Annotated in this window: 16 protein-coding genes and 1 pseudogene; 9 read left to right on the forward strand and 8 right to left on the reverse strand. The window is 60.3% G+C overall.

All coding sequences use genetic code 11. The annotated features are described in order from the left end of the window. Positions 1–291 precede the first annotated feature (291 nt). The 8 genes and pseudogenes from IB272_RS27785 (at position 292) to IB272_RS27820 (ending at position 8,702) form a co-directional block, all read left to right on the forward strand. Positions 292–1,215 carry an amidohydrolase family protein gene (locus tag IB272_RS27785; protein ID WP_034791747.1) on the forward strand — a complete coding sequence of 308 codons (924 nt, stop codon included), beginning with the start codon at positions 292–294 and terminating at the stop codon, positions 1,213–1,215. An 18-nt stretch (positions 1,216–1,233) separates the two neighbouring features. Beyond that, positions 1,234–2,178 (forward strand): amidohydrolase family protein, encoded by a 945-nt coding sequence (locus IB272_RS27790; protein WP_192445495.1) that lies wholly within the window; start codon positions 1,234–1,236, stop codon positions 2,176–2,178. A gap of 60 nt (positions 2,179–2,238) precedes the next feature. Beyond that, complete coding sequence (locus IB272_RS27795) at positions 2,239–3,612, forward strand: UbiD family decarboxylase (RefSeq protein WP_192445496.1); 1,374 nt, start codon at positions 2,239–2,241, stop codon at positions 3,610–3,612. A 4-nt stretch (positions 3,613–3,616) separates the two neighbouring features. Beyond that, positions 3,617–4,198, forward strand: coding sequence for a UbiX family flavin prenyltransferase (locus IB272_RS27800; protein ID WP_034791753.1), 582 nt, complete (start codon positions 3,617–3,619; stop codon positions 4,196–4,198). 1 nt (position 4,199) lies between these two features. Beyond that, positions 4,200–5,138, forward strand: coding sequence for an XdhC family protein (locus tag IB272_RS27805; protein ID WP_192357344.1), 939 nt, complete (start codon positions 4,200–4,202; stop codon positions 5,136–5,138). A 147-nt stretch (positions 5,139–5,285) separates the two neighbouring features. Then, positions 5,286–6,992: an adenylate/guanylate cyclase domain-containing protein gene (locus IB272_RS27810; protein WP_192357342.1), complete on the forward strand. Its 1,707-nt coding sequence runs from the start codon at positions 5,286–5,288 to the stop codon at positions 6,990–6,992. A 289-nt stretch (positions 6,993–7,281) separates the two neighbouring features. Then, a pseudogene (locus IB272_RS27815) lies at positions 7,282–7,476 on the forward strand (hypothetical protein); the annotation flags it as partial. Positions 7,477–8,168: 692 nt separating this feature from the next. Beyond that, on the forward strand, positions 8,169–8,702 hold the full coding sequence (locus IB272_RS27820) for an NUDIX hydrolase (RefSeq protein ID WP_192357340.1): 534 nt from the start codon (positions 8,169–8,171) through the stop codon (positions 8,700–8,702). A gap of 794 nt (positions 8,703–9,496) precedes the next feature. Here IB272_RS27820 and IB272_RS27825 read toward each other — a convergent pair. From IB272_RS27825 to IB272_RS27860, 8 genes are all read right to left on the reverse strand, one after another. Beyond that, positions 9,497–10,411 (reverse strand): sugar phosphate isomerase/epimerase, encoded by a 915-nt coding sequence (locus tag IB272_RS27825; protein ID WP_060521202.1) that lies wholly within the window; start codon positions 10,409–10,411, stop codon positions 9,497–9,499. Between the two features lie 27 nt (positions 10,412–10,438). After that, positions 10,439–11,560 (reverse strand): sn-glycerol-3-phosphate import ATP-binding protein UgpC, encoded by a 1,122-nt coding sequence (locus tag IB272_RS27830; RefSeq protein ID WP_060604819.1) that lies wholly within the window; start codon positions 11,558–11,560, stop codon positions 10,439–10,441. Positions 11,561–11,602: 42 nt separating this feature from the next. Continuing rightward, positions 11,603–12,490 carry an ABC transporter permease subunit gene (locus IB272_RS27835; protein WP_060521200.1) on the reverse strand — a complete coding sequence of 296 codons (888 nt, stop codon included), beginning with the start codon at positions 12,488–12,490 and terminating at the stop codon, positions 11,603–11,605. A gap of 7 nt (positions 12,491–12,497) precedes the next feature. Further along, positions 12,498–13,388, reverse strand: coding sequence for a sugar ABC transporter permease (locus tag IB272_RS27840; protein ID WP_060521199.1), 891 nt, complete (start codon positions 13,386–13,388; stop codon positions 12,498–12,500). A gap of 75 nt (positions 13,389–13,463) precedes the next feature. After that, complete coding sequence (locus IB272_RS27845; RefSeq protein WP_246810452.1) at positions 13,464–14,768, reverse strand: extracellular solute-binding protein; 1,305 nt, start codon at positions 14,766–14,768, stop codon at positions 13,464–13,466. A 486-nt stretch (positions 14,769–15,254) separates the two neighbouring features. Beyond that, positions 15,255–15,503, reverse strand: coding sequence for a hypothetical protein (locus IB272_RS27850; RefSeq protein ID WP_060521197.1), 249 nt, complete (start codon positions 15,501–15,503; stop codon positions 15,255–15,257). Next, positions 15,496–15,807, reverse strand: a complete 312-nt coding sequence (locus tag IB272_RS27855; RefSeq protein ID WP_051659234.1) for a hypothetical protein — start codon at positions 15,805–15,807, stop codon at positions 15,496–15,498. Before IB272_RS27855 ends, IB272_RS27850 begins: the two co-directional genes overlap by 8 nt. A 238-nt stretch (positions 15,808–16,045) precedes the next feature. After that, positions 16,046–16,309 carry a hypothetical protein gene (locus tag IB272_RS27860; RefSeq protein ID WP_156623648.1) on the reverse strand — a complete coding sequence of 88 codons (264 nt, stop codon included), beginning with the start codon at positions 16,307–16,309 and terminating at the stop codon, positions 16,046–16,048. Positions 16,310–17,105: 796 nt separating this feature from the next. Between IB272_RS27860 and IB272_RS27865 the strand changes: the two genes are divergently transcribed. Beyond that, the gene (locus IB272_RS27865; protein ID WP_192357336.1) at positions 17,106–19,070 is read left to right on the forward strand and encodes an AI-2E family transporter; all 1,965 of its coding nucleotides are present in this window, start codon (positions 17,106–17,108) and stop codon (positions 19,068–19,070) included. Positions 19,071–19,284: the final 214 nt, after the last annotated feature.

A 19,284-nucleotide genomic window follows, 5' to 3' on the forward strand; every position in this document is an offset into this window, starting at 1 on the left:
AAACAATTGTTTAGCTCATTTTTTGAGTTGACAAGAATCGCGCGAAGTGGTTCCTTTGAAGGCGAGTAGAAGCACCGACAATTGCTCACCGTCTGTTGGAAGATGAGGCTGCGATGTCGATGCTGATCACCAAAGGAACACCCGGTTGCCCCGCCCTGGGAGCTTATGCGCCGGCCTGTTCCCTCCGTCTTCGGCATTTCCTGAGATCGCGGATCCAGGCCTGGCTTTGGCCGGCATGGCGTTCATCGCGCGGCCCCGCATCGACCGGACCCTCTACGACAGGAGAAACCTATGATTATTGACCTGAGCTGCTATCCCACCGATCTGGTGGACCTGGCTTGGCGACACGACGGACCGCCGTTCACCGGCGACAAGCTGCTGAAGATGATGGATGGCCCCTACTATGTGAACGGCAAGCCGCGCCGGATCGACAAGGCCTTCATTCAGCCGCCGCAAGGCAACACCATCTACACCCACGAGGTGATGGATCTCGAGGGCAAGGCCGCTATCCGCCAGTACATGGCCTACACGGAAAAGATGGTGACCGAGCACCCCGACCGCTTCCTCGGCTGCTTCGTCTACAACCCGCGCTACGGCACCCAGAACGGCGCCGAAGAGATCGAACGCTACGCCAAGGAGTTCGATTTCAAGATGGTGCAGCTGCAGGCGAACATGCACGCCTACCGCCCGGACCGCGCGCTCGACTGGCTGCGACCGGCACTGAAGAAGTGCGCGGATCTCGGCCTGATGGTGAAGGTGCATACCGGTGACGGACCGTACTCGATCCCGACGGAGTTCTATCCGATCATCCGCGAGTTTCCGGAGGTCAACTTCATCCTGGCGCATTTCGGCGTTCAGACCGGCGGCGTCTACGTGTTTGAGCCGATGCAGATGGCACTCGACACACCGAGTGTCTACGTGGAATCCGGCTGGTGCCTGCAGTCGCGCATCGTTGAATTCGCCAAGGTTCTGCCCAAGCACAAGATCCTCTTCGGCTCGGATACGCCGCCGAACGAACCGGGCATGTGGATCAACCTCCTGGAGGTTCTCTGCCACGAGCCGCCGCAGGGCCTGAACCTCGATGAGGATACGCTCGAAGATTACCTCGGCAACAACGTCGCCCGGATGATCGGGCTGGAAGCGACGAAGCCACCGGCCACCGTCGAGGAAGCCGAGGCGTATCTGCGCCAGCACGGCGTCGCCCTTGCCGCGTAAATTTGAACGGAGTGAACAATGATCATTGATACCCATCTTCACCCGACCAACCTCGTCGACGAGGCGTGGCGTCACACGGGCGAGCCCTTCACCGGCGAGCGCATGCTCAAGCTGATGGACGGTCCCTACATGATCAACGGCAAGCCGCGCCGGATCGACATGGGCTTCATCCAGCCGCCGCCGGGCAACACCGGCTACCGCGACGGCAACCGCAAGGGTCGCGACGGCATTCGCGACTACATGGCCTATTGCGCCGAGCTTTGCCAGAAGTACCCGGAACGCTTTATCGGCAACTTCAACTACAACCCGCGCTGGGGACCTGAAAACGGCGCTGCGGAGCTGGAATTCCACGTCAAGGAATACGGTTTCAAGATGTTGAAGCTGCACGCCAACATGCACGGTTATCGCCCCGACCGCGCGCTTGATTGGCTGCGTCCGGCGATGAAGAAGTGTGCCGAACTCGGCGTCGTCGTGCTCATCCACACGGGCGACGGCCCGTACACCATCCCGACGATGTTTTATCCGATCATTCGCGAGTTCCCGATGGTGAACTTCATCATCGGTCACTTCGGCATCCAGACCGGCGGCAACTATTCGTTCGAGTCCTTCTGGATGGCGATGGATACCCCGAACGTCTATTGCGAGTCCGGCTGGTGCTTCCAGTCGCGCATCGTGGAGTTCGCCCAGCAGTTGCCGAAGAACAAGATCGTCTTCGGCACGGACAGCCCGCCGAACGATCCGGGCATGTGGCTGCGCGAACTGGAAGTGCTCTGCAAGGATCCGCCGCACGGCATCAATCTCTCCGAGGACGATCTCGAAGGCTATCTCGGCAACAACATCGCCAAGCTCGTCGGCATCGATCCGTCGCCGCCGCCGCGCGACCTGAGGGACGCTCAGGCGCGTCTGAAGGATAGCTATGCCGGTGTCGACCGGGCCACGGGCAAGCACAAGGAATTTGCCTGAGTAAAGACGACGGCGCCCATTCCGGGCGCCGTCACCCCCCAGTCGCGTCGAGGCAAAGATATGACCCAGTACCACAAGCAAGATGTCCGCAGCTTCCTCGCCGACTACAGGGCGGAGCACCCCGAAGATGTCATCACCATCGACCAGCCGGTCTTAGACGATCAGGATGCGACAGCGCTGATCTGGAACCTGGCTGAGCGGGGGCGACATCCCATGCTGCACCTGAAGGATGTCAGCGGCGTCGGCAGCGAGGTCCTCTGCAACATCTTTGCCTCACGCGATCGTATCGCCCGTCTGCTCGGTTCGACCGCCGACAGGTTGCACGAGACCTACCAGGCACGCGCCAACCGGCCGTTCACGCCGGAAGTCCTGAAGGAAGGTCCGATCACCGAGGAGATCGTCTCGGGTGATGCCGTCGATCTCAACGCGTTGCCGATGCTCAAGCACTTCGACACGGACCGGGCGAAATACATCACCAGCGGCATCATCATCGGCGAGCATCCCGAAACCGGCGCCGGCAATCTCAGCTACCACCGCGCGATGATCCATTCGAAGAATTCGCTCGCCACCTCGCTGCATTCGCGTGGCCATCTCTGGCGGCTGATGAACATGGCCAAGGAGAAGGGCAGGCCGATGCCGGTCGCGATGGTCATCGGCGGCCATCCGCTCTTCATGATCGCAGCCTCTGCCCGACTTGCCTTCGGCGAAGACGAACGTGATGTTGCCGGCGGCCTGATGGGCGAGCCGCTTCAGGTGGTGCGGACACCAAAGTACGGCATTCGTGTTCCCGCCCATGCCGAGATCGTGCTCGAAGGTGTGCTGGATCCCGAGGCGCATGTGGAGGAGGGGCCGTTCGGCGAGTTCACAGGCTATTCCTCCGACCGCTCGACCAACAACCTTTTCACCGTCGAAACCGTCATGCGCCGGCGCAATGCCATCCTCGTCAGCGTCGCCGGCGGCAATTCGGCCGAACACCTCAATCTCGGCCGCGTGCCGCGCGAGGCCGAGGTGGTGGAGAAGCTGAAGGCGCGCTTTCCCTCCATCACCGCGGTACACTACCCCTCGTCGGGCACGCATTTTCACGCCTACATCGCCATGAACCAGACGCGTGAGGGGGAGGCGCGGCAGGTCATGCTCGGCCTTCTCGGCTGGGACCAGTACCTGAAAACCGTGGTCGTGTTGGACGCGGATGTCGATATTACCCGCGACAGTGAGGTGCTCTGGGCGCTTGCAACTCATTTCCAGCCGCACAAGGACGTCGTCATCATCGAAGGCCTGCCAGGCAATGCGCTCGACCCCTCCGCCAGCGGCATCGGCACGACCTCGCGGATGGGGCTCGATGCGACGCGCGGCCCGAATTTCCATGGCGTGCGCGCCCGCATCAGCGACGAGGCCTGCGCGCGCGCCGCAGCACTCCTGAAAAGCGCGGGATAGGGCGATGACGCATCCAAGACGCATGATCGTTGGCATTTCGGGCGCGTCGGGCGTGGTCTACGGCAAGCGCATCCTCGAACTGCTGCGTGACCTCGAGATCGAGACACATCTGATCATGTCGCGCGCGGCCTGCATCACGCTTGCGGCCGAGGCGACGTTTTCCAGACAGGACCTCGAAGCGTTGGCGACGACCACCCATTCCAACAAGGATATCGGCGCCGTCTGTTCCTCTGGCTCCTACAAGACGCTCGGCATGATCGTCGCCCCCTGTTCGGTCAAGACGCTGGCCGAGATCGCCACGGGCACGACGGACAACCTCATTTCCCGTGCGGCCGACGTGGTGCTGAAAGAACGTCGTCGCCTCGTCCTGATGCTCAGAGAAACGCCGCTTCATCTCGGCCATATCCGTAACATGGCGCATGTGACCGAGATGGGCGGCATCATCTATCCGCCTGTCCCAGCCTTTTACGCGAAACCTCAGAGCATCGAAGACATGGTCGACCACACCGTCGGCCGCGTGCTCGATCTCTTTGATCTCGATCCGGGTATCGTGCGCCGCTGGCGGGGAACGCAAGGAGTGGAGTGAGATGACGATCCGCATCGCCGCCGATCCGGAAACGCTTTCGCCAGAACCGCGCGCTGCCTTCCTGTCGGACGATGCAATCGAAATACTGTCTTTCGCCGCTCGATCGCTCGAAGAGGGGCAGTCAACGGCCCTCATCACGCTCGTCGAAATTCGTGGCGGCGCTGCGCGCGCCCTCGGCGCGCAAATGGTCGTGCGCAGTGACGGTCTCTATTGCGGTTTCGTCTCCGGTGGTTGCACCGAAGCGGCCGTGGCCGCCGAAACCATCACCGCTCTTGGAAAGGGCCTTGATCGCACGCTTCGACTTGGCGAAGGGTCCCCGTTCTTTGATATTGTCCTGCCCTGTGGCGGCGGCATTACCCTTGCGATCCATGTATTGGCGGACGCGGCCGTCTTGCGCCAGGCGCTTTCCACCCTCCAACGTCGCTCGCCGGTGGGGCTACGCTATCATCCTGGCAAGCGCGCCCTTTCGCTGCAGCACGGCAGCGAGGCAAGCGGCTGGTACGGCGAGAGTTTTGTGCGCGCCTACCGGCCGAGGCCGCGGGTGATCCTCGCCGGCACTCCGCTCGAGATCGATGCGGTTGCCCGCGTTGCTGTTGCGGCCGGCTACGAGACAGTCGTGCTCGAGCGCGGGCAAGTGCCTTCGCCTGACGAACTAGACGGCGACACCGCCGTCGCGCTCCTCTTCCACGATGTTGATCGCGAGTTGCCGCTGCTCTATGCGGCGCTGACGTCGAATGCGTTCTACATCGGCGCCCTTGGCAGCCGCCGGACCCATGCGAAACGCTGCCAGCTCCTGCGTGATTGCGGGGGAGATGAGCGTCTGCTTTCTCGCATCAAGGCGCCGATCGGCCTGTTCGACAAGGCGAGGGATGCACGTTCACTCGCAGTCTCGGTCGTGGCCGATATCGCACACGCGCGCCTGCGGCTCGACTGGATGTAGGTCTCGCATCCGAAGACAAAGGGCGCCGATAAAGTCGCTCAATCCTCGATGGAGGCGGAGGCCGCCTGGCATTACCTCTTGCGACTTGTTGACTCACTCGCGGTTGAACAATACCTTGCGAGCTCGGTCGTTAGGCTTGTCCTCAACATGACGGATCAATCTCTTCAGCGTCGCCTTGCCGCCATCGTCGTTGCCGATGTGGTGGGATATTCACGCCTGATGGAGGCTGATGAAGTCGCAACGCTGGCGGACCTCAGGAAACTCCGTTCTGGCGTTATCGAGCCGGCTGTGATGCGTTACACGGGGCGCATCTTCAAGGTCATGGGCGACGGATTTTTAATCGAATTCGGTAGCGCGGTGGACGCGGTCGCAGCAGCGTTGGAAATGCAACGGGCCACCACTGCTGTCGAAGCTTCCGCAGACCGGCGCCTGCTTTTGCGTGTAGGGGTCAATCTGGGAGATGTCATTGACGACGGTTCAGACGTTCTCGGCGACGGTGTCAATGTCGCGGCGCGCCTAGAGACGCTGGCCGCACCGGGAGGTATCTGCATTTCAGCCAAAGTTCACGGCGAGATCGTCGGCAAGATCGGCGACCGTTTCTTTGATGCAGGCGAACGCTACCTAAAGAACCTGGCTCGCCCGGTCCACGTGTGGCATTGGCCGGATGCGCTGCAGAGCATATTGCCGCTGCCCGAATGTCCCTCGATCGCTGTATTGCCGTTCACGAATATGAGTGGGGATGAAGCGGACGCGCCTTTCGTCGACGGCTTGACCGAAGACCTGATCACCGACCTTTCCCGTACCGCTGGCCTGTTCGTCATCGCGCGCAATTCCGTGTACGGCTACAAGGGCAAGCCGGTTGACGTACGGCTCGTCGCCCAGGATCTCGGCGTGCGCTACGTCCTCGAGGGGAGCGCCAGACGCGCAATGGGTCGTGTCCGCATCAATGCACAATTGATCGACGCGCTTGGCGGCCAGCACTTGTGGGCCGATCGGTTTGACAGGACGGTGGAAGACGTTTTCGAATTACAGGATGAAGTTAACGCCAAGATTGTTGAAGCCCTCATCGGCCGACTGACCATCCCGACGCAGCGCAATCGGCCGAAGAATTTTGAGGCGTACGATCTGTGTGTGCGCGCCCGCCTGCTGACGGAAGAGTCGCCGCAGACTGCGCGTGAGGCTTATGTGTTGCTTCAGCGCGCGGTTGAGCTTGAGCCATCATATGCCGAAGCGCTCGGTCTGCTCGCCTATAATCGTTGGCTGGCCTGGACTCACTTCGGCGAGCCCGAAGATCCGAACCGTCAGATGGCGGTGACGCTCGCGCAGAAGGCCGTCGACCTGGACCCCAACGATGCCGGCAGCCGTTACGTTCTGGGGACTATTTTGGCTTATGAACGGCGATGGGAGGAATCAGAAGCCGCCTTCGCCAAGGCCCTGGAGCTAGACCCCAACCACGCCGACACCTGGGCCGCCATGTCGGACATGTCCGTGCTGGACGGCAGGGTTGCCGACGGACTGGCACAGATTGAAAAAGCTCTGCGGCTCAATCCCTATCCAGCCTGCTGGTATCTTTGTCATCTTGGGCAGGCGCAATATGCCGCGCGTGACTATGAGGCGGCAACGGCTACACTGCGCAGGAAAGACACGTATCGTACCAACTCACGCAAATTCCTGGCTGCTACGCTTGCGCAATTGGGCCACTTTGAGGAGGCGCGGCGAGAAGCAGAATTGTTCCTGATCGCCCACCCTCATTTTACGATCGGCCATTGGCTCAACTCCCAGCCGCTGCGCGATGCATCTGTACGGGACCACTTTGCAGACGGCTTCCGAAAGGCTGGCCTGCCGGAGATGTGACAGCGGGGAGGAAGGGCAATCGGCCTGTGGGCAGCCTCATCGTTTTGACTAGCGACGTTATCGATGCCTATCGCGCACGGCGGCGTATCCAATCAGGACACGACGGTCGCCTTGGCAGCTATTGGCCTTGCGCGGACAGCGGACTCCTTACCGCTACAGGAGTTGCATGCGAACGCTATCGGCTGGCGGTGGTGAAGACCATAGCGTGCGCCATACGCGACCGAGAGCGTATGCAGGTGGTCCTGGCGGCAATCGTCATGCTGTTAGGTTGGATTCAATCGGCAGTGTGCTGGTTGATTCCGTCGAGTTTTCAGGCGGCGGCGGCTTCATCGGCCACAGCTACTTCTTGTCCGACGCCACCATCAAGACAGACTTGGTTGCGCTCATTCGCGACAGAGCCAAAGCCGGCGATCCAAGACGCCAGCTGGTCGAAATCAAGCGCCCCTTCTGGCGAACGTCGGACGCCTCACAGGCGACGCCATGATTGTCTCAGGACTTTGGCGGGTCGGTTTCCGTCAAGCAGCGTTGCATCGCTCCTTTGCCAACCCCGAAGGCACTGGCTACCTTGTGCTACCGCGGATGCATTCATTCAGCGGTCGCCGAAGATTAGCCCGTGGTGCGGGAGTTGGGCCGGGTGAGCGGCGCCCGAGCGATCTTGGGGCAAGGTGCTCATGTCCGTCTTCGTTAAAAGATAGAGCCGTGTTCTGAAACCAGTTGTGCGAAACTGAGCCTTTACCGCCACTTACCTCAACGCGCGATTTCTATGGCGCTCTTGTGTTGGGTATGGCGCGACAAAATTGCCCATTGATGTGCTCGCACGAAAGGGCGATGTGAGGGGTATGCATACGGAAACTTTCATCAGGATATCGCGGCTCATCGAGCAAGCACGCTCCCTTACCCGGAGCCGGCTACCCTGATCCTGTAACGCCGCCATAGCCCCCGCCGCTCCGGGAATCCACTGACCAACAGTGCGGTTCATTATTGACGGAGTGTATCTATGCCCGCGTCTCCAGCCCGCCCCGTTTGCATCGCTTGCAACCGGCATCTTCCCCTTTCTGCTCGCCGTTGCCCGTGGTGCAAGACGCACTGCGCTGCCACCTGCCGCAACGCGTGCGCCGTGCGCGAACGGAGCGCGCATCCGCCAGTTCTCTGCGCGTTTTGCAGGGGGAGCGGAAAATGAAGGACACCAATAAGAACTGTTGCGCCGCTGAGGAGACTGCCCGGGAAGAGATGCAGCAGGTCGGAGCTCTTCCCTGGCGCATCGCCAAGAATGGCGAGGCAAGGATTTTGCTCGTCACGTCGCGCAGCAGCGGGCGGTGGATCGTGCCCAAGGGATGGCCAATAAAGGGTTTTGCGCCCCGCCAGACCGCGTCGCGGGAAGCGTTGGAGGAGGGCGGTGTCATTGGCGTCCTCTCTAAGGCGCCGGTGACGACCTATCGCTACATGAAACGCCTGGATAACGGTGCAAACGTTGCCTGCCGCGTGGCCGTGTTTGGGCTGAACGTGCGCGGGACACTGGTTGATTGGCGGGAAAAAGCACAAAGGCAGCGGCGTTGGTTTTCGCTCGCCGCGGCGGCGGACAAGCTTGATGACCGCGAACTTTCGGAGTTCGTGCGCACCCTGGATGCCGCGTCTGAATGTTTGGAGCCACCGACCGGCGCAACCGGGAAAAAATCGGCGCTCGACGAGATCCTCATGTTGAGGCGCTAGACCAGTGTCGACGTTCCCGCACCTCGAAAAGTATCGGCGACCAGTTAAGTCCGTCTGCAGCCATAGGGTCAGTCGCGCACGATGAATGCCTGGCGCCACTACCTGCGACGGCAAGAGCGGCGCCAGGAACCTCCCGGGGTTGATCCCTCAAATGCCGACCTATCCGGCCGAATCCGCATACAGAGAGAATAAGCAATGAGCTTCAGATACAGTCATACTTTGCCGATCAGCGGCGCAAACAAGCTGCCCCGATTCAGACAGTGGGCCGCCGAGAACATCCCAGGTATCGCCTTGTCCCTGCCTCCGCAGGTCCCGGTCAAGAGTACCGCCTTGACAGTCCGCCTCAGGTCAGTCGAGGATCGCGCGACACTGATGGCGAGGCTTGAAGGCGTGGATCTCGATGACAGGAAGACCCGCTAGTATCCCCTGTTGTCCACCGCGCGACCGGTGAGACGGTCGAACCGGCGATTGGGACACTGATCGCCGGTTCTGTTCGTTGCATGAAAGTGGTAGCGGTGGTCGACCGCGAAAGGCTGTGCAAACAAAGCCGAAGGAAAAAGCTTCGGTTCCCCCTCACGTCATCGCCAGGAGACGACGTCATCGATATGGCCGGTCTCTGGCGACGCCCCGCAGCTGAGAGGCGCAGACCAGATGCGCTTGCGCGCAGGTTTGCCACGTTGAGGCGCACTTCTCGTCGATTGGCGCGCCTCGGTAACACTTGATCCTGCCGGTGTCCTTGCTTGCGACAAGCCGGAAGCCCCATTCAGCTGTCCGCCAGGGCCGTCGGTGGCACGTTAAGCAGCGCGCCTAAGCCCCACGCCTGCCGCCAGTCGCCTGGCTTGCTCCAGGCACGCCAGCTGCTGATCGGCAAAGCGCTCGGCGCTGATTTCCATGATCAGCGTCGTATCGGGAAGGAAGGTCAGCTCAGAAAAGATGTCATCCCAAGCAATGTCGCCCCAGCCGATCGGCAAATGCAGGTCCCCGATACCGAGCGCGGTTGCTTCCGCCGGATGATAGAAGCGGTTCATGGTACAGGGCAGGCCGAAACTGTCGTGAACATGAAGGTGACCGGTCACCGGAGCCATGGCCCTGAGTTCATCACGGAAATCGAGCCCGCGATGCGTGGCCTCGATATAGGCATGCGAGAAGTCGATGAGTGCGACCACGTTGTCGGAACCGATCGCCCGCACCGTTTCGGCAACCTGGCTCGGGGATTGGCGGTACTGGCCGCTTTCCGTCGTGAAGATGTTCTCAAGTGCGATGCGAACGCCGTAGCCTTTGGCAATCTCGGCCATTTCTGCGAGCGCGTCACGTTCCATCTTGTCGAGGTCAGCGGCGTTCTCGCCGGCGGCAAGCTGTGCTGCACCGGAGTGGTGGACGAGGATCCCCGCGCCAAGCCGGTCGCACAACTCGAGCATCGCTCTTACGACCTTCTTCTGCAGATGATGGTGCTGGCGATCCATGAAGTTGGAGACGATCTGGCCGTGCAGCGATAGCTTGTTGAAAGTGTACCTCTTCGTGATCTCGGCGACGCGCTGGACGCGGTCTTCGATGATGCGGCCGCCGCTGACGATCTCTTCGCCATAGATCCCGATCTCGCAGGCGTCAGCGCCCGTCTCTGCAATCTCACGCAGGGAAGCATCAAGGGTCGAAAGGTCACCCTTGCCCGTCCGGTTGCAGAATCCTACGGCGGAAATGATGTCGTTCATCACGGTTCTCCTGATTTATGAAAACGATCAGACTGCTTGGAGTGTCGGTTGGCTAGCGGAATTGCGGATGGCACGCGGCTCCAGATCGACCTCGATCCTTCGGCCGGTCTCCTTGTCGAAGAGATGCAGGTGCGCGAGCGGCAGTTCCAGGGTGATCCTCTCGCCCGGCCGCACGCGCGTGTGCTCGTCGACTGTGGCCGCGAAGGGATAGCCGTTCAGTTCCGAGTGGATGACGCGGCCGGAGCCGAGCTCCTCGATGAAATCCACCTTGATCGAGACGCCTTCAGGCGCAACGACACATTGTTCGGGGCGGATGCCGACCGTGATCTGCCTTGCGCCCAGTCGGGTGGCCAGACCTCTTTCGATCGGCATCTTCGTACCGCCGAATGTGAGGCAGGCGTTGTCGACGTCGACCACGGCATCAAAAAGGTTCATTGCCGGAGAGCCGATGAAGGATGCGACGAAGATGCTTGCCGGACGGTGATAGATGTCGAGCGGCTGGCCCACCTGTTCGACCACACCCCTGTTCATCACGACCAGCTTGTCGGCCAGCGTCATTGCTTCGACCTGGTCATGCGTGACGAAGATGGACGTTGCCTGGAGGCGCTGATGCAGTTTGCGGATCTCGGCCCGCATGGTGACGCGGAGCTTGGCGTCCAGGTTCGAAAGCGGTTCGTCGAACAGGAACACGTTCGGCTCGCGAATGATCGCGCGTGCCATCGCGACGCGCTGCCGCTGACCGCCGGAAAGCGCCGCCGGTTTGCGATCGAGATAATCGGAAAGCCCCACGATCTTTGCGGTCTCCTCAACCCGGCGCAGGCGCTCCGCCTTTGCGACGCCCGCCACCTTCAAGGCGTAGCCAATGTTTCCCGCAACGGTCATGTGCGGATAGAGAGCGTAGTTCTGGAAGACCATGGCGCAGCCGCGTTCGCGCGGTTCGAGCCGGTTCACGACTTTCCCGTTGATCGCGATCTCGCCTGAGGTGATCTCCTCCAGCCCGGCGATCATCCGCAGAAGCGTCGATTTCCCGCAGCCGGACGGGCCGAGGATCACGACGAATTCTCCCGACGCAAAGGCGAGGTCGATGCCATGCAGGGTGGGGTTCTTGCCGTAGGATTTACGCACGGCGCGGATTGCGATGTCAGCCATGAGCGCGGACCTCTCTGTTTCTTCTGTTTGGGGAAAGCGGGGTCATTTTTCCGTGGCCACGAGGCCGCGCACGAACCACCGCTGCAGCACGGCGACGACGATGAGCGGTGGCAGCATGATGATCAGCGATCCGGCAAGCGTCACGTTCCAGTCCGGCGTGCCGTTGTCAGCTGGCAGGAGTGCAACCAGCGACATCATCGTGGTCTTGTATTGCGGGTCCGTCACCATCAGGAGGGGCCAGAGATACTGGTTCCAACCGTAGACGAACATGATCGTGGTCAGCGCGAGCATGTTGGTGCGCGACAGCGGCAGCAGCATATCGATGAAGAAGCGGATTGCGCCTGACCCGTCCATGCGCGCAGCCTCCGCCAGTTCGTCCGGCAGGGTCAGATAGAACTGGCGGTAGAGAAAGGTCCCAGTCGCCGTGGCGATCAGCGGCAATGTGAGGCCGGCATAGGAATTGAGAAGGTTCCAGTCGACTGAGACCTCGAAGCCGGTGACGGCGGAAATCAGCAAGCGGATCGGCTGGAACAGGTCGGCGGCGACGGCATAGGTGGGCACCACGCGCACTTCGAGCGGCAGCATCAGGGTGATGAACACCATCCAGAAGAAAAAGCCTTTCAGAGGTGTTCGGAAGAACACGATGGCAAAGGCCGTCAGCGCCGACAGCGCTACCTTGCCGACCGTGACCAGGCTCGCCATGACGAAGCTGTTCAGCATCGCCGTGCCGAGGCTGGCGCGCGACCAGGCAGCACCCATATTCTCGAAGAGGCGATCCTGCGGCACGAAACTGAAGGGTATGGCGTTGACCTTTTGGAAGGTCTGGCTGGCGCCCGACACGATGACGATGAAGGGGCCGATCAAAAGCAGGAAGCCGAAGATCATCACACCATAGGTCAGCGCGTTGGCAAAGGGTGTCCGCTGGATCATGGAAGCCTCACTTGTAATGGACCTGGCGCTCGATGAAGCGAAACTGGATGAAGGTGAAAATCATGATGAGGCCGATGAGCACGAGGCTCTGGGCCGAGGCACCCGAGTAGTTCAGGCCTCGGAACGCCTCCTCGACGATGCGGTAGACCATCACGTCGGTGCCGTGGTTCGGGCCCCCATCGGTCGTGCGTGCGACGATGCCATAGGTATCGGCGCCGACGAAACCCTCGGTCATCATGATCACCAGCAGGAAGAAGAGCGTTGGCGCCAGCAACGGGATCTGGATATCGACCGCGCGGCGGATCGGGCCGCAGCCGTCCATCGCGGCTGCCTCGATCAAGGAGCGCGGGACCGACTGCAGGCCGGCGAGCAGGAAGATGAAGGTGTAGCCCGCCCACTTCCAGGCAAAGACGACGATGACGAGGATGAGCGCGTGGCTGCCGTATTTGGCCGGGTTCCAGAAGTCCGGAAAGGCCGCGTTGACCGAGGCCATCAGTCCGCGCTCGGGCGACAGGATGAAACGGAAGGCCATACCGGCCGCCGGTCCCGCAATCGCATAGGGCAGAATGTAGAGGAACCGGAACGGCGCGGATCCCGGCAATTGCCGGTCGACAGCAAGGGCAAGAACAAGACCGATGAAAATGGTGGCAAGCGTTCCACAAAGCGCGAATGCCAGGCTGACGCCAACGGAGTTCCAATAGAGCGGATCGGCAAAGACTTCCTGGAAGTTGGCGAGGCCGACGAACTCGGCAGCACCGCCGAATGGGGGCTCCAACGTGAAGGCCCATCGCAAAACGGCGACAGCGGGCCAATAAAAAAAGAGCAGGATCAAAATGATCTGCGGCAGGGCGAATAGGCTGGGCAGCCACCAGCTGCGAAAGGCCGCGCGCTTGTCCATATGTCGAAATTCCAATGCGCAAGAAGAGCGATCGGAGCCCACCGATATTATGGCAGGCTCCGGGCGGATCAGATTTTAGTTCAAAGTCTGTCCGGCGTAGGTCTTTTCGAAGCGGCGCAGAACCGCGTTGCCGCGTTCCACCGTCTTGTCGAGTTCGCCCTGTACGTCTGCGTTCTGCATGAAGATTGCTTCAAGGGCGGTTGCGAACTCCTTGCGGATCTGCGTGAAGCCGCCTAGCCGAATACCGCGGGTGTTTTCCGAGGTCGGGGTAAAGGACAGGCTCTGGATGGCGAGTTCGCGGCCCTTATAGGGAGCCTTGTCGTAGAAGCCATTGGCCTTCATGGCGTCGAAGCCGGTCTTGGTCACCGGGATGTAGCCCGTCACCGTCGACCACCACTCGGCCATTTCCGGAGTTGCAAGATAGTTGAGGAAGGCGGCTGCACCCTTGTATTCGGCTTCCGGACGACCGGCGAGCACCCAGAGCGATGCGCCGCCGACCAGCGAGTTCTGACGCTCGGTGCCCTTCCAGACCGGCAACATGGCGACTTCCCATTTCACATTCTCAGGAAGGGTCTTGCCGATCGTGCCGTGGTCGGCGACCGAGGTCTGGATCATCTGGCAGGTCTGGGACGTGAAGGCTGGGACGATGTCCATGCCGAGCTGCTTGGTTTTGACCACGAAGAGCTTCTCGTCAGCCATCTTCTTGAAGAACTTCACGTGGTCGACGAACTTGGTCTTGTTGACGACAAGCTCGGCGTCCAGTCCGTTATAGCCGTTCGCCTTGGTTGCGATCGGCTGGTTGTGGATCGCCGAGAACTGCTCCATCAGCGGCCAAGTGTCGAAGTTGAATGCGAGCGGGCATTCGAAGCCGGCCGTCTTCAGCTTGCGGGCTGCTTCCTCGACCTGCTCCCAGGTGTCCGGCTTGAAGTCGATGCCGGCCTTCTGGAAGGCGTCGACGTTGTAGTAGAACATCGCGGTCGAGGAGTTGAACGGGAAGGAGTTCAGCTCGCCCTTCGCCGTTGCGTAGTAGTTGGCGATGCCGCCGAAATAGTTGTTCCAGTCGATGGTGTAGCCATTGTCGGCCATCAGCTTCTTTGCAGGCACGAAGGCGCCGGACAGCATCATGTCGAGCGTGCCGGCATCATAGATCTGGGTGATCGCCGGTTGCTTCTTGGCGCGGTAGGCGGCAATCGTGTTTTGCAGGGTGGTGTCGTAACCGTTTTGCGAGGTGCAGACGATCTCGAATTCTGACTGGCTCTCGTTGAACTTCTTGCAGGCATCCTGGACGCGTTCGCCAAGATCGCCCGAAAGGCCGTACCAGAACTCGAATTTCGTCTTTTCGGCGGCTGCGGTTGGCGCGCCAAACGCGACGCTAGCCATCAGGCCGAGGAATACGGAGGTAGTGACGGAGACTCTCATTTGCAAAACGCTCCTTGCAGGATGGCGGACACCAGGATCGGTGGCACGATGAAGCCGGGGCGCTTGCTAACAGTTGCGTGTGACAGTCCGTGACAATCTGCATGATGATAAAATGAAAGTTTCGTAACGCAGGCGCGAGACAGGCAGGCTAACCAATCTCCCCGTTTTGCCCTTGATGGTGCAAAGTTGGGCAACCTCAGGAAGTGCGTGCGCCTCCGACGAGCCCCATTGTGGTCCCCAGGAGCGAAAATGCACCCCCGAATTAAGGGCCATGAAAAGGAATGGCCCCGTCGGGCGGCGACGAGGCCATTGGCTTATCGGGGCTTCACTTCCGGAGGGATGGTGAAGGCGTCACCCTGATCGGGGGCTCAGGGTTCCACGAAACGAAAACGCAGATGCCTCGAACAGGTTCCATCTTCTCTTCCGAAAAGTTGGACCAGACCATTGCTATCCCGGAGGAGGAAAGTCGTCGTCGGGGTCGTATCTGTCCGGATCAAAGATGCTTTCGAGCTCTATTTCCTCGATCTCGTCGAGATCGTCTTCGTCATCGGGTTCGTCAAATTCCGGCACTGGCTCGCGCGGTTCGCGCAAATCGCCCTTGCCGAGCGGGCTATCGTCGGGGAAATCGGTCGGTTCGCGTCCGTGTGCTGTCAGCCTATTCGCGAGGCTCTCGCTATTACCGCCTGTGTTAGGCATCACCGTTCTCCTTGCGTATGCTTTCGCCGATCGTCGAAAGTCCGTTGCTTCGAGGACAACCGACGCGCACGAGGACCCGGTCAGCCCCGGCAATATCCTCGGCGATACGGCGGACAAAATCGTCACCACTGCTATGGCTGACCTGACCCTCGATGACGACGGATGTTCCGAGCACTCTGAAGCAGAGATTTTGCGTATCGAAGGGCGCTTCGGAAGCCAGAGCGTATTTGATCGAGGCGATCAGCCCTGAGACGTCAGCCCCTCCGCCGCCCCGGCAATCGAATTCAGGTCGTATAAAAATCATAAGCAAACTCCTTCTCGGAGTCTCAACTCACCGATGCAGACCTTGTTCCTTGTCGGGTTGCTAATTTATTGATGCCAAAAGAAATCGCCCGAAAGGCGCCTGAGGGCGATGAGAGTGCGTTGTCTGCGTGGGCCGGCAGGATGGAATACAGCGGCCCCGCCCTGGAAACCGCCCGCGATGAAATCGGTCCCGTTCCCGCTTAATTTTCTCCTCGTCGCCAAGATGGAGGCCGAGTAGCTCAGTGGAGTGGGGAGGTCCTATCCTTGCGAATGATCATGCCGGCCCCTTCCTCGAACATCTTCTCCTTGGCATCCAGCATGAACCACCGGTTATGCGCCAGTTCAATCAACGCGTCGGCGACCTCGCGCTCGCTCCAGCCGGCCGCCTCGCCATATTCGGCGACCGATTGGAAAACATCTTCCATTGCCATCTGACAGTCCAGATCTCGATCCGGGTACAAGCCCGTCTGTTTCGGCGATACGTATCTTGGATGCTTTGCCATAACGGACCTCCTTGGATCCGCAGTAGAGCGCATCAAGCTATCCTCAAGCTTTCGCTAAAACGCGTGCGACTTTCCTGTTGTTCCCGGCTCCGCGCCATCATCGTTGAAGGGTGCGCGCGAGACGGCTGGGCCATCCGACGCGTTTGAAATCCCGGGGGCCTTCAAAGCGCGAAGGGACGCAGTCCCATCTACGACTTTCCTCGGGGCCTCCGGCGGGCAGCGGGAGAGCTTTGCCTGAACTTGGTGAGCGAGCGCCTGAGTTTCGCGATGTTCTTAGTGACGTGCTCGATGATGAGCAAATGCTTCCGTCGGCCCAGCGCGATGGCGCTTCCGCACCTTTCACAGGGGACGTGTTCGTCGTCCCTCACTCGGTCGACCGGTGTCCCGTTTTCGTGGCCGCACTCGGGGCACTCGATTTCGATCTCATCGTCAAACATAACGCTCCCTCGATTGAGAGCGGATACCAACACGTCTGAAATTGGGGATCAATGCTTAGGCGCTTACTCAAATGGGGCTACAATTCCCGCCGCGAGCCGCGCATCATCACCCCGACCATTGCCACTCGGGTGAGCCGGTGTCGACAGGTCCTGCAACGTTCCAGGCCAGGTTGGCCGTTGGCATCGGGACCTCGCCGTCTGGCTTATTTTTGCGTCCGTTCTAATATTATCAGTTTGGTTGGTGCTGATCGGCAGTGCCTATGGATCGATGACGCCTGCCCGTAGCTTGAGAACCACCGGGCCGGAGGGTTCGCAATTGGAGACCAGAAGGGGTACGCCTGGAAGGCCCGGGAGGTTCGATGCTGAGATTTTCGCGCAAGAGTGGGAAAGAACCGGTCAATATGGCCGTCGAATTGCATCCGCTGACCTTGTCGCGGGCAGCTGCTGAGACTTCGAAACTGCCAACGCTTGCAGCAATTGCTGCAACGGTGGCGGTGCTCTACATTGCCAGGGATGTCTTCCTTCCCCTGGCGATTGCCATCCTTTTGACGTTTGCTCTTGCACCCGTTGTCTCAAGGCTGCGCCGCGCCGGCTGCCCTCGCTCGGTCGCGGTTATCGGAACCGTGACGATGGCTTTCCTGTTCCTCAGCGCATTTGGCGCCATGGTGGCGCTGCAAATCAGCGAGGTCGCGCGGGATGTGCCGAGATACCAGTCAAATATCGTCGAGAAGGTCCGCTCCCTAAAAGAAGCTGGGTCGGACAGCCAGATACTCGATCGATTGAGCCGGGTGATGGAGCGGATCAGCATCGAGCTCAGCCGACCTGAAAAAGATGTGGCTGTGTCGCCCGCGACCGCGCCTGAACCGAAGCCGCTTCTGGTAGAGATATTTTCGCCGCAGCGCCCGATCGAAATCCTGATGAGCGTCATCAATCCGCTCCTAGGTCCCTTGGCAACCGCTGGCCTCGTCATCGTTGTCGTCATCTTCATGCTGTTCGAGCGGGAGGATCTGCGCGACCGATTCATTCGGCTTGTCGGGTATGGCGATCTTCATCGAACGACCGAGGCACTCCAAGATGCGGGCGCTCGTGTGGGCCAGTATTTGCTCATGCAACTTGTCGTCAACATCACCTATGGGGTGCCGCTCGCGATTGGCCTTTGGTTTTTAGGGATTCCAAACGCACTTTTGTGGGGGATGCTGGCGATCATGCTGCGCTTCGTGCCCTATATCGGCCCGGTGATTGCTGCTGCGTTGCCCCTGTTTCTCGCGTTCGCAGCAGCTCCGGGCTGGAGCTTGGTGGTTCTGACGCTTGGGCTCTTCATTGCTCTTGAACTGTTAAGCAACAACGTTGTCGAGCCCTTGCTATATGGGTCTCGCACAGGACTGTCTCCCCTTGCGATCATTGTTGCTGCCATCTTCTGGGCCTGGCTCTGGGGCCCGGTTGGACTGGTACTGTCGACACCGCTCACCGTCTGCCTGGTTGTGCTTGGCCGTCACGTCCGGCAGTTCGAATTCCTCGAAATTCTGTTGGGCAATGAGCCCGTCCTCAATCCGAAAGAGCGCCTTTACCAACGGTTGCTGGCGGGAGACCCGGACGAAGCAACGGATAATGCAGAGGAGATGCTTGAGGAAATGTACCTCGTCGAATTTTACGACACGGTTGCCATTCCCGCGCTGCTTCTGGCCGAAAGTGACCGTATGCGTGGTGCCTTGACGGAAGAGCAAGGAGCACGGGTTGCCGAAAGTGCAGGCACACTGGTTGCCAACCTCGAGGAGATCGCGGTTGAAGAGGAAGACGAAGACAAAAGCGAAGATCCCGACCGCGACACCGATGAAAAAGAGAACGATTATGAACTCCCTCCTGGTGAAGGGCGATCCGTGCTTTGCCTAGGAGGGCGAAGTGCGCTCGATGATGTCACGGCGATGATGCTCCTGCAGGTTCTGCGGGTACAAGGGGCGGACGTCAATTACTTCAGCCATGAAGCTCTCAGGCCGCAAAAAATCAAGGAGCTGCCGACAAAAGGTCGGCATGCCATCGTTCTCACTGTTCTCGATCGAGAATCCATGCGCCACGCCAAATTCCTTGTCCGTCGCCTGAAGCGACTGGCTCCTGAAGCGCGGGTCGGCATCGTCCTATGGCAGGACGTGGACGAACACGAAGCCGGGAAGTTCCTCGTTGAGGAAACGCAGGCGGACTTTGTCGTTTCTGCGATCACGGACGCCATCCGGGAGGCGCTGTCGACGGAACCACCGCAACCCTTCAAGTCGGCACATCCGGGGAGCGCCGGTCGTGCGGCGATGCGAGGGCCGGCCCATGGCGGATAGGGCAGCCCTGGTGAGCCAATTCGTCGGACGGATCAAAGTCGAGTGCTATTTGTCTGGAAATGCTTCCCCCGAAAGGCGACGAAGCACGTGGAAGTGCTAAACAGATTGTTCAGCCGGCATTTTGAGAGACACTAGGCAGCCAAAGTCGTTCAGCCCCTGGCCACCCGACTGCTGGAATGTCGCATTTTCTACCGAACTCGCCCGCGGGCGCCTT

Source organism: Ensifer sp. ENS08, assembly GCF_014852195.1.
Lineage (GTDB): Bacteria > Pseudomonadota > Alphaproteobacteria > Rhizobiales > Rhizobiaceae > Ensifer > Ensifer adhaerens.

Coding starts and splice junctions, on each gene's coding strand:
- IB272_RS27805 (WP_192357344.1), top strand. CDS start 4,200: ATGACGATCCGCATCGCCGCCGATCCGGAAACGCTTTCGCCAGAACCG.
- IB272_RS27790 (WP_192445495.1), top strand. CDS start 1,234: ATGATCATTGATACCCATCTTCACCCGACCAACCTCGTCGACGAGGCG.
- IB272_RS27865 (WP_192357336.1), top strand. CDS start 17,106: ATGCTGAGATTTTCGCGCAAGAGTGGGAAAGAACCGGTCAATATGGCC.
- IB272_RS27850 (WP_060521197.1), bottom strand. CDS start 15,503: ATGCCTAACACAGGCGGTAATAGCGAGAGCCTCGCGAATAGGCTGACA.
- IB272_RS27855 (WP_051659234.1), bottom strand. CDS start 15,807: ATGATTTTTATACGACCTGAATTCGATTGCCGGGGCGGCGGAGGGGCT.
- IB272_RS27835 (WP_060521200.1), bottom strand. CDS start 12,490: ATGATCCAGCGGACACCCTTTGCCAACGCGCTGACCTATGGTGTGATG.
- IB272_RS27860 (WP_156623648.1), bottom strand. CDS start 16,309: ATGGCAAAGCATCCAAGATACGTATCGCCGAAACAGACGGGCTTGTAC.
- IB272_RS27795 (WP_192445496.1), top strand. CDS start 2,239: ATGACCCAGTACCACAAGCAAGATGTCCGCAGCTTCCTCGCCGACTAC.
- IB272_RS27840 (WP_060521199.1), bottom strand. CDS start 13,388: ATGGACAAGCGCGCGGCCTTTCGCAGCTGGTGGCTGCCCAGCCTATTC.
- IB272_RS27830 (WP_060604819.1), bottom strand. CDS start 11,560: ATGGCTGACATCGCAATCCGCGCCGTGCGTAAATCCTACGGCAAGAAC.
- IB272_RS27845 (WP_246810452.1), bottom strand. CDS start 14,768: ATGGCTAGCGTCGCGTTTGGCGCGCCAACCGCAGCCGCCGAAAAGACG.
- IB272_RS27810 (WP_192357342.1), top strand. CDS start 5,286: ATGACGGATCAATCTCTTCAGCGTCGCCTTGCCGCCATCGTCGTTGCC.
- IB272_RS27825 (WP_060521202.1), bottom strand. CDS start 10,411: ATGAACGACATCATTTCCGCCGTAGGATTCTGCAACCGGACGGGCAAG.
- IB272_RS27785 (WP_034791747.1), top strand. CDS start 292: ATGATTATTGACCTGAGCTGCTATCCCACCGATCTGGTGGACCTGGCT.
- IB272_RS27820 (WP_192357340.1), top strand. CDS start 8,169: ATGAAGGACACCAATAAGAACTGTTGCGCCGCTGAGGAGACTGCCCGG.
- IB272_RS27800 (WP_034791753.1), top strand. CDS start 3,617: ATGACGCATCCAAGACGCATGATCGTTGGCATTTCGGGCGCGTCGGGC.